This is a genomic window from Pseudomonas sp. 31 R 17, assembly GCF_900004915.1.
In the GTDB taxonomy this organism is placed as follows: Bacteria; Pseudomonadota; Gammaproteobacteria; order Pseudomonadales; family Pseudomonadaceae; genus Aquipseudomonas; species Aquipseudomonas orientalis_A.
The window spans coordinates 863,197-870,149 of the sequence record NZ_CVTN01000065.1 but is presented as its reverse complement, the minus strand read 5'-3'; the positions used below and the strand labels follow the sequence as shown (position 1 = coordinate 870,149).

The 6,953-nt window shown below is 56.5% G+C and carries 8 protein-coding genes; 5 read left to right on the top strand and 3 right to left on the bottom strand.

The genetic code is table 11. From position 1 onward, the window contains the following. From BFP89_RS16185 to BFP89_RS16170, 4 genes are all read left to right on the top strand, one after another. The coding region (locus BFP89_RS16185; protein ID WP_176718421.1) for an RHS repeat-associated core domain-containing protein at positions 1–1,869 on the top strand (1,869 nt) is incomplete at its 5' end. A gap of 2 nt (positions 1,870–1,871) precedes the next feature. Further along, positions 1,872–2,279 (top strand): Imm50 family immunity protein, encoded by a 408-nt coding sequence (locus BFP89_RS16180; protein ID WP_065886440.1) that lies wholly within the window; start codon positions 1,872–1,874, stop codon positions 2,277–2,279. A gap of 392 nt (positions 2,280–2,671) precedes the next feature. Further along, positions 2,672–3,061, top strand: a complete 390-nt coding sequence (locus BFP89_RS16175; protein ID WP_065886439.1) for a hypothetical protein — start codon at positions 2,672–2,674, stop codon at positions 3,059–3,061. Positions 3,062–3,174: 113 nt separating this feature from the next. Further along, entirely contained in the window at positions 3,175–3,537 is a 363-nt protein-coding gene (locus BFP89_RS16170; RefSeq protein WP_065886438.1) for an Mpo1-like protein, read from the top strand. Between the two features lie 3 nt (positions 3,538–3,540). Here the strand turns inward: BFP89_RS16170 and BFP89_RS16165 are convergent, their stop codons facing one another. From BFP89_RS16165 to BFP89_RS16155, 3 genes are all read right to left on the bottom strand, one after another. Then, positions 3,541–4,338 carry an acyl-CoA thioesterase gene (locus BFP89_RS16165; RefSeq protein ID WP_065886437.1) on the bottom strand — a complete coding sequence of 266 codons (798 nt, stop codon included), beginning with the start codon at positions 4,336–4,338 and terminating at the stop codon, positions 3,541–3,543. Positions 4,339–4,427: 89 nt separating this feature from the next. Next, positions 4,428–5,189 (bottom strand): CHAD domain-containing protein, encoded by a 762-nt coding sequence (locus BFP89_RS16160; protein ID WP_065886436.1) that lies wholly within the window; start codon positions 5,187–5,189, stop codon positions 4,428–4,430. Positions 5,190–5,230: 41 nt separating this feature from the next. Continuing rightward, complete coding sequence (locus tag BFP89_RS16155; RefSeq protein ID WP_003238638.1) at positions 5,231–5,509, bottom strand: hypothetical protein; 279 nt, start codon at positions 5,507–5,509, stop codon at positions 5,231–5,233. Between the two features lie 217 nt (positions 5,510–5,726). Here BFP89_RS16155 and BFP89_RS16150 point away from each other — a divergent pair, with 217 nt between their 5' ends. Next, positions 5,727–6,764: a patatin-like phospholipase family protein gene (locus BFP89_RS16150; protein WP_065886464.1), complete on the top strand. Its 1,038-nt coding sequence runs from the start codon at positions 5,727–5,729 to the stop codon at positions 6,762–6,764. Positions 6,765–6,953 lie beyond the last annotated feature (189 nt).

Sequence of the window (6,953 nt, the reverse complement as noted above, 5' to 3'; positions counted from 1 at the left end):
CAACTGGACTACCACCCCAACGGCCTGATCCGACAGGAAACCGGCTTCGACGGCCAACGCACCGCCTACGCCTACGACCTCAACGGCAACCTGCAGGAAAAGACCGAACACGGCGACGATGGCAGTCAGCTTGTTACCCGTTACGAGCGCGATCATGCCGGTCATCTTGTAAGAAAAACCTTGCCCGATGGCAACACGGTCGACTACATCTACGACCGCCAAGGCAACCTGCTCAGCGTCGAAGATGGCCACTGGGCGCTGGCCTACGAGTACGACAAACAAAACCGTCTCACTGCAGAACATCAAGGCTGGGGCACTTTGCGCTACGGCTACGATGCCTGCGGGCAACTTCAGCATTTATGCCTGCCGGACAACAACCGCGTCACCTTCAACCACGACAAAGGCGGCCACCTCTCCACCGTCGAACTCAACGGTGACGTGCTCACCTCGCATCTATTCAACGCCGGCCGCGAACACCAACGCCAACAAGGCCAACTGCTCAGTCACTACCACTACGACGACCAAAACCGCCTGCACGCCCACGCTGTCACCCAACAGCAAAACCACCTCTACCAACGCCAATACGACTACGACAAAGCCGGCAACCTCACCCGCCTGCTCGACACCCGCAAGGGCGAACACCGTTACCGCTACGACCCGCTCCAGCGCCTGACTCGCGCCGATCACTCGCAGGATGTGCAGGAGCGTTTCGGCCACGACCCCGCCGGCAATTTACTCATGCAGGACAGGCCGGGCCCGGACATCGTGGCGGGTAATCGCCTGATGATCCAGGGCGACCACCATTACGACTACGACGCCTTCGGCAACCTGATCCGCGAACAGCGTGGCAAGGGCCAGCAACTCGTCACCGAATACCGCTACGACTGCCAGCACCGGCTGATCGAAGTCACCCAACCCAACGGCCAGACCGCCAGTTATCGCTATGACCCATTTGGTCGACGCATCAGCAAAACCATCGAAGAGAAAACCACAGAGTTCTTCTGGCAAGGCGACAAGCTCATCGCCGAACACCATGCCGATCACCATCGCAGCTACCTCTACGAACCGGACAGCTTCCGCCCGCTGGCACTGCTGGAAGGCTTCGGTCCAGAAGACGTAAAGCCCTACCACTACCAACTCGACCACCTCGGCACACCGCAGGAACTTACAACGCCCTACGGCGAAATCGTCTGGTCCGCCCACTACCGCGCCTACGGCGAAATCAGCCGTCTCGACGTCGGCAAAATCGACAACCCACTACGTTTTCAAGGCCAGTACTACGACCAGGAAAGCGGCCTGCACTACAACCGGCATCGCTACTACAATCCGGATATCGGTCGTTACCTGACGCCGGACCCGGTAAAGCTGGCAGGTGGGATCAATGCGTACCGGTACGTGCCCAACCCAACGGGTTGGATAGACCCGCTTGGGCTGAGCACCAACTGTCCGCCGAAAGGGGCAAGCCAGCCAGCCTGTAAAATACCGGATGAACCGGACGCACCTGATATTTCACGCAAAGGCGCCTTCAGACAAGCGAAAAGAGACGCGGGAATACCAATGGTTCAAAGCCCAGACATGTTAGTAGACCCAGAAACAGGAAAGACTAAACAATACGCCACTGAAAAAATGACGGACAAAAACGGAAAAACAATCCTGGATGACACTGGTAGACCTATCGACACAAAGTTTTATCAATTCACAAGATCAGACGGCTCAAAGATCCTTATCCAAGATCACTCGGCTGGACATAAATTTGGTAGAGTAGATGGTATTGGGGACCATTCGTCACACTTCAATTTGCGCCCAATCGAAAAACCTCGAAAAGGTTATATTGAGGGCGCCAAAAAACATTATCCATTCAGGAAATGATCATGAAATACTGGAACGAGTTAGACGGAAGCAAACTTTTCAGTAAGATCTTCAGCTTTCCAGTTAAAATTGGAAAAATAGCCTTGTTCTCCATAAGAATAGAAAATGATCAACCTTGTATCGGCATGGGTTTTGATATACCCGAATTCCCAGACAACCTACCAGAAAAATGGAAAAACAAAGGACATAACACGTGTAGGGTCGGCATCATTTTCAATGATATTAAAAACCTGAAAATATCAAATATTCCTGCACATGAGCTCTTTACCATCTACATCAACAAAGAAGGTGATTATTTTACATTCGAAGCCATCAGCGACAGCGCTTCCATAACACTTAATGCTAAATTTATTTCTCTTAATGACCCTACCACTTACACCAACGGGCCAGACGACTACTACTTTAATTAGCTCATAACTAGAAAATACACTTGGCGGACGCACAACAATTCTGAGATATAAACAAAAAAGTGACCGATGAGCTCATTAAATCTACGTCATGAGGCACCCTCGAACCAACAGCGCTCTTTGGCACAAAAGACTATTACCTATGCAGAGACGAGAAATGAAATACTGAAATTACGTTGACAAAGCTATTTTTCCCAACAGAGTATTTAGTCACCCAGCTTATATTGGAAAAACCTCTATACATTCATTAAAGCTGAAGATTAGATGGTTATCTTTAGCCAGTCCGCCCGCTTACATAAACTGCACTGAACCGGGTTACCAGGACTGGGGCGCCGTAAGATGCCATATACTTCTAAAGCTGGTCCCCGTTAGCCGGTCTAAAATTGGTACCCCTGATGAACTACCTGGAAGAGGAAATAGACGATGCCTGCGCAGCTATGGCAATCGATGCCAAAAAGCTTGGACCGGACGAACTCACAACGCTGATAAATGCTCTTACGAGAAGATTTTTCAAATTTCAGAGCAACGTGCTCGACCCCGTCGAACTGAACGAGAAAAGCACGGAACACAACCCTAGTTTTTGGAAGGAAATACAGTACCGCGCTCCCAAAAAGCACCTGATTTTTCTGGTGTTTGATTCAAGATATAGAGGTTGGGAAGTTGACGACGCGCAAACTATTACGTCGATTTTAGGTGAGACCTCTGGATACCCATTCTGGATAACGGATAGACAACTAACGTTCCTAGTACACATGGATGATCATGACTGTGTCATTTGGGCTTGAAAAGGTTCACCACACCTCCTCTATAACTCCCATAGCCAACCCCAATTCGCCGCCCCACCCTCTCCCGCCTACACTCCCTCCAAGTTGTTTCAACGGACAGAGGATTCACCACCATGGGCAAACGTCACCCCAATCTCCCCGCCTGGCAATGGCGTCATTACCCACAAAACCATCAGCACCCGGCCAACCTGGCCTTGCACCTGATTGCCGTGCCGCTGTTCATCATCGGTTTCTTGTTGATCGTCTCCGGTGTGTTCAGCCTGAGCCTGGTCAGTGTCGCCATCGGCGTGATCGGGATCGTGGCGGGCCTGGCGTTGCAGCGTCACGGCCATAGCCTGGAAGCCCGGGCCAGTGAGCCGTTCAGCGACCGTAAGGACGCGGTGCAACGCCTGGTGGTCGAGCAGTTCGTGACGTTCCCGCGCTTTGTGCTCAGCGGTGGCTGGTGGCGCGCCTGGCGGCTGCGCCACCCGCGTTGAGCGTCAGGCGAAGACCACTACGGTCTGGCGGCTGAGGGCGATCAATTCGCCGGTCGGGCTCCAGAGCGCGGCGGCGGCGTGGCCGTAGCCGTCGCGGGCGTGTTCGATGTTGACGTGGTATTGGCACCAGTCGAGGGTGGTCAGGTTCTGCAGTGGCTGGATGAACTCGATGGTCCAGGTCAGGGTGCTGCCCGGCGCTGGTTTATTGAGGTGCGGGAGCAACGCCGGGGGCCAGGCATCGACCAGTGCGAGGATATGCGCCTCGGTCAGCGGCTCTTCCTTCACATCCCCACGCAAACGCACCCAACCGCCCATTTCACGGGATTTATTGCCGGTAAACGGCAGGCCGCCGACGCTCCAGCGCATGGCCAGGTGTCGCATGAATTCGGGCGTGACGCCCTTGATATAGGGCAGCTCCTGGCATTCTTCCCAATGCTTGAACACCGGTGGCGGCTCGCTCGCCACGTCGATTTCCGACTGGCGGGACGCACCGAAACTGGCCTGGACCAGGGTCGCCACTTCACCGTTCTGCACCACACGGCCCAGCAGTTGGCTGACGGCCTTGCCCTCGCGCAATACTTCAACTTCATAACTGGCCGGCACATCCGGCGCTACCGGGCCGACGAAGGTGATCGCCAGTGAGCGCAGCGGTCGGTCGGCCGGCACCTGCGCCCGCAAGGCCTCGTACTGCAAGGCGGCGACCAGACCACCAAAGGTGGCGCGGCCCTGGGCCCATTCGGCGGGAATGGTGACATCCAGCGGATGGCTGCGAGCAGCGTCGAGCAAATCACTAAAGCGCATGGCGACCTCACATCAAGCGAATGATGAGGGGATCTTAACCATCCACCCCGCCAGGTACAGCGCCTATTCCGGCCAAAAGCCGGACCGGTTCAGAAACAATGGGCGCTGAGCTTGTCCAGCACACGATCCGCCCGTGCCTCGGCCTTGACCATGCCGGCACGCCAGGTCGCAATGCAGGGCTGCAAGTCCGCCTGGTGCTCGGCCTGGAGCAGCCATTGCCAGCAATCATGCCAATCACCCAGGGCGCCCTGGGCTTTTTTCAAACCGACCACGACGTTGGCCGGCAGCTTGTCCAATTCGGGATACGCTTCGGCCGCATAGCGCACGCGCTTGATCAGCAAGCGCAAACGGTGGCGATCATGCTCTGGGTCCTTGAGCGCGTGATCGAGTGTTTTCCATTGCTTGGCCAGGCGCTTCTGGATGCGCGAGCGCAGGCCCCCGAGCAATTTCTGGTGTTGGGAGGCACGGATAAACCGTGGAAACGCATCGAGGATTTGCAGCAGGTGGGCCAGTTCCGGGCTTTGCGCGACCTGGCGATAGGCCTCAGGTTGCAGGCGCAGACGACGCTCAGCCGCCTGCTGGTGCCCGTGCTGTTGCAAGTACGCCGCCAGCACTTCGCGGTCACGCAATGGGGTGGTCAATTGGCCGACCGTGCGGGCGGCGGATTCAAGCTGTTCGACACCCGGTAACCCGCGCAAGGGCCGCAACAGGCTGCGCAGACGGCGCACCGTGGTGCGCAGATCATGCAAGGCTTCATCGTCGGTGACGGCGACAAGACGAGCCTGGCAGCTCAGCAACCCTACTTCCAGGCCAATGACCTGAGCAACTAACTGATTGACCAGCGCTGACATCCTGCCCTCCCTTTGCGATGAAAAATGCTATGCGTGGCTGATCAACGCCCGGCGCGTGACTCACGAATATAGAAGCGCGCCTTCTCGGCCTTGTTGGAGCAGCCTTCGAACGCTTCGAATTGCTGCTGGGTCTTGGCCCCCGTCAACAGCGACAACGCCTTGGAATAGCTGACAGTGCCGGCGAAGCCCTCGGCCTTGGCCAGGTCCAGTTCTTTCCAGGCGGCATCCAACTGCGACCCGCAGCTGTCGCGATACGCGGTCTTCCCGGCACAGCCCGCCAAGGCCAGCAGGATCACAGGTACACACATCCAGGCTTTCATTGATGACACCTCAAAATATACAAAATCTGTCGTAGCCTGTAGACGTTGCCTACAGGGAAAAGTGCCTTGTCCCTAGCCTGAAATCAGTAGTACCTATTGCCAGAGCATACCCGAGCCTCGTAGCGATTCTGGAAAAATATTCTCAGGGCTCACCAAGGATTGAAGCGGCCCCCTGGATGGGTGCATTGTGGGCACCTGTTTTGCGAAGGGTCTGGTCATGAAAAAACGTGTTGCCTTGGTGTTGGGCTCCGGCGGGGCCAGGGGCTACGCCCATATCGGCGTGATCGAAGAAATCGAACGACGCGGCTACGACATCGCCTGTATTGCCGGCTGCTCGATGGGCGCCGTGGTCGGCGGAATCTATGCCGCCGGCAAGCTGGACGAGTATCGAAACTGGATCGAAAGCCTGGATTACCTCGACGTATTGCGCCTGGTGGACGTGAGCTTTCGCCTGGGCGCGATTCGCGGTGAAAAGGTGTTCGGGCAGATCCGCAAGATCGTCGGCGAAATCAATATCGAAGACCTGCGCATCCCCTACACCGCCGTGGCCACCGACCTCACCAACCAGCAGGAAATCTGGTTCCAGGAAGGTTGCCTGCACCAGGCCATGCGCGCCTCGGCAGCGATCCCCAGCCTGTTCACGCCGGTGATGCAAGGTAACCGCATGCTGGTGGACGGTGGTTTGCTCAACCCGTTGCCTATCGTGCCGGTGGTGTCGAGCCATTGCGACCTGATCATTGCGGTCAACCTCAACGCCACCAACCAGAAGCACTATCACCTGCCGGTGATCCAGCGCCCGCCGGCATTCAAAAGCCGCTTCAACAGCCTGGCCAAATCGTTGGGCTCGCACCTGCCGTTTCGGCGTAAACAGGCCGAGCAACTGATGAAGCTCGAGCAGGAAGCCTTGCAGGCCCAGGCCGCCGAGATCAACCCATGGCTGGACTCGGCCGAGCCCGAATCCCAGCAACCCGCCGCCGCCCCGGAAAAAGCCGGCGCGCCGAAGTCGGCCACGGGCTCGTTCATCATCGACAATGTCGGACCCGCCTCACTGCTGGACCTGATCAACCAGAGTTTCGAAGTGATGCAAACGTCATTGGCACAATACAAAATCGCCGGTTACCCGCCGGATGTGCTGATCAACGTGCCAAAGCGAGTGTGCCGTTTTTTCGAGTTCTACAAGGCGCCGGAGTTGATCGCGCTGGGTCGGGAAATTGCCAGTGATACGCTGGATCGGTATGAGAGTGAGCAGGCCTGAAACTCTGGCTGTTAGCCCTCATCGGGACATAGCCATCGACACAACGTTGTAGGCCGTAGCAGCCAACGGTACCCACGATGCGAAGCGAGTCGCTTTTGATCTTGATCTGCTTTTGATCTCAGGCGCCCCGTTAAACCACGCTGGCCGAACGCAGGCTTGAATCCGTGGGCAACCCGGCAGGACGCCGGG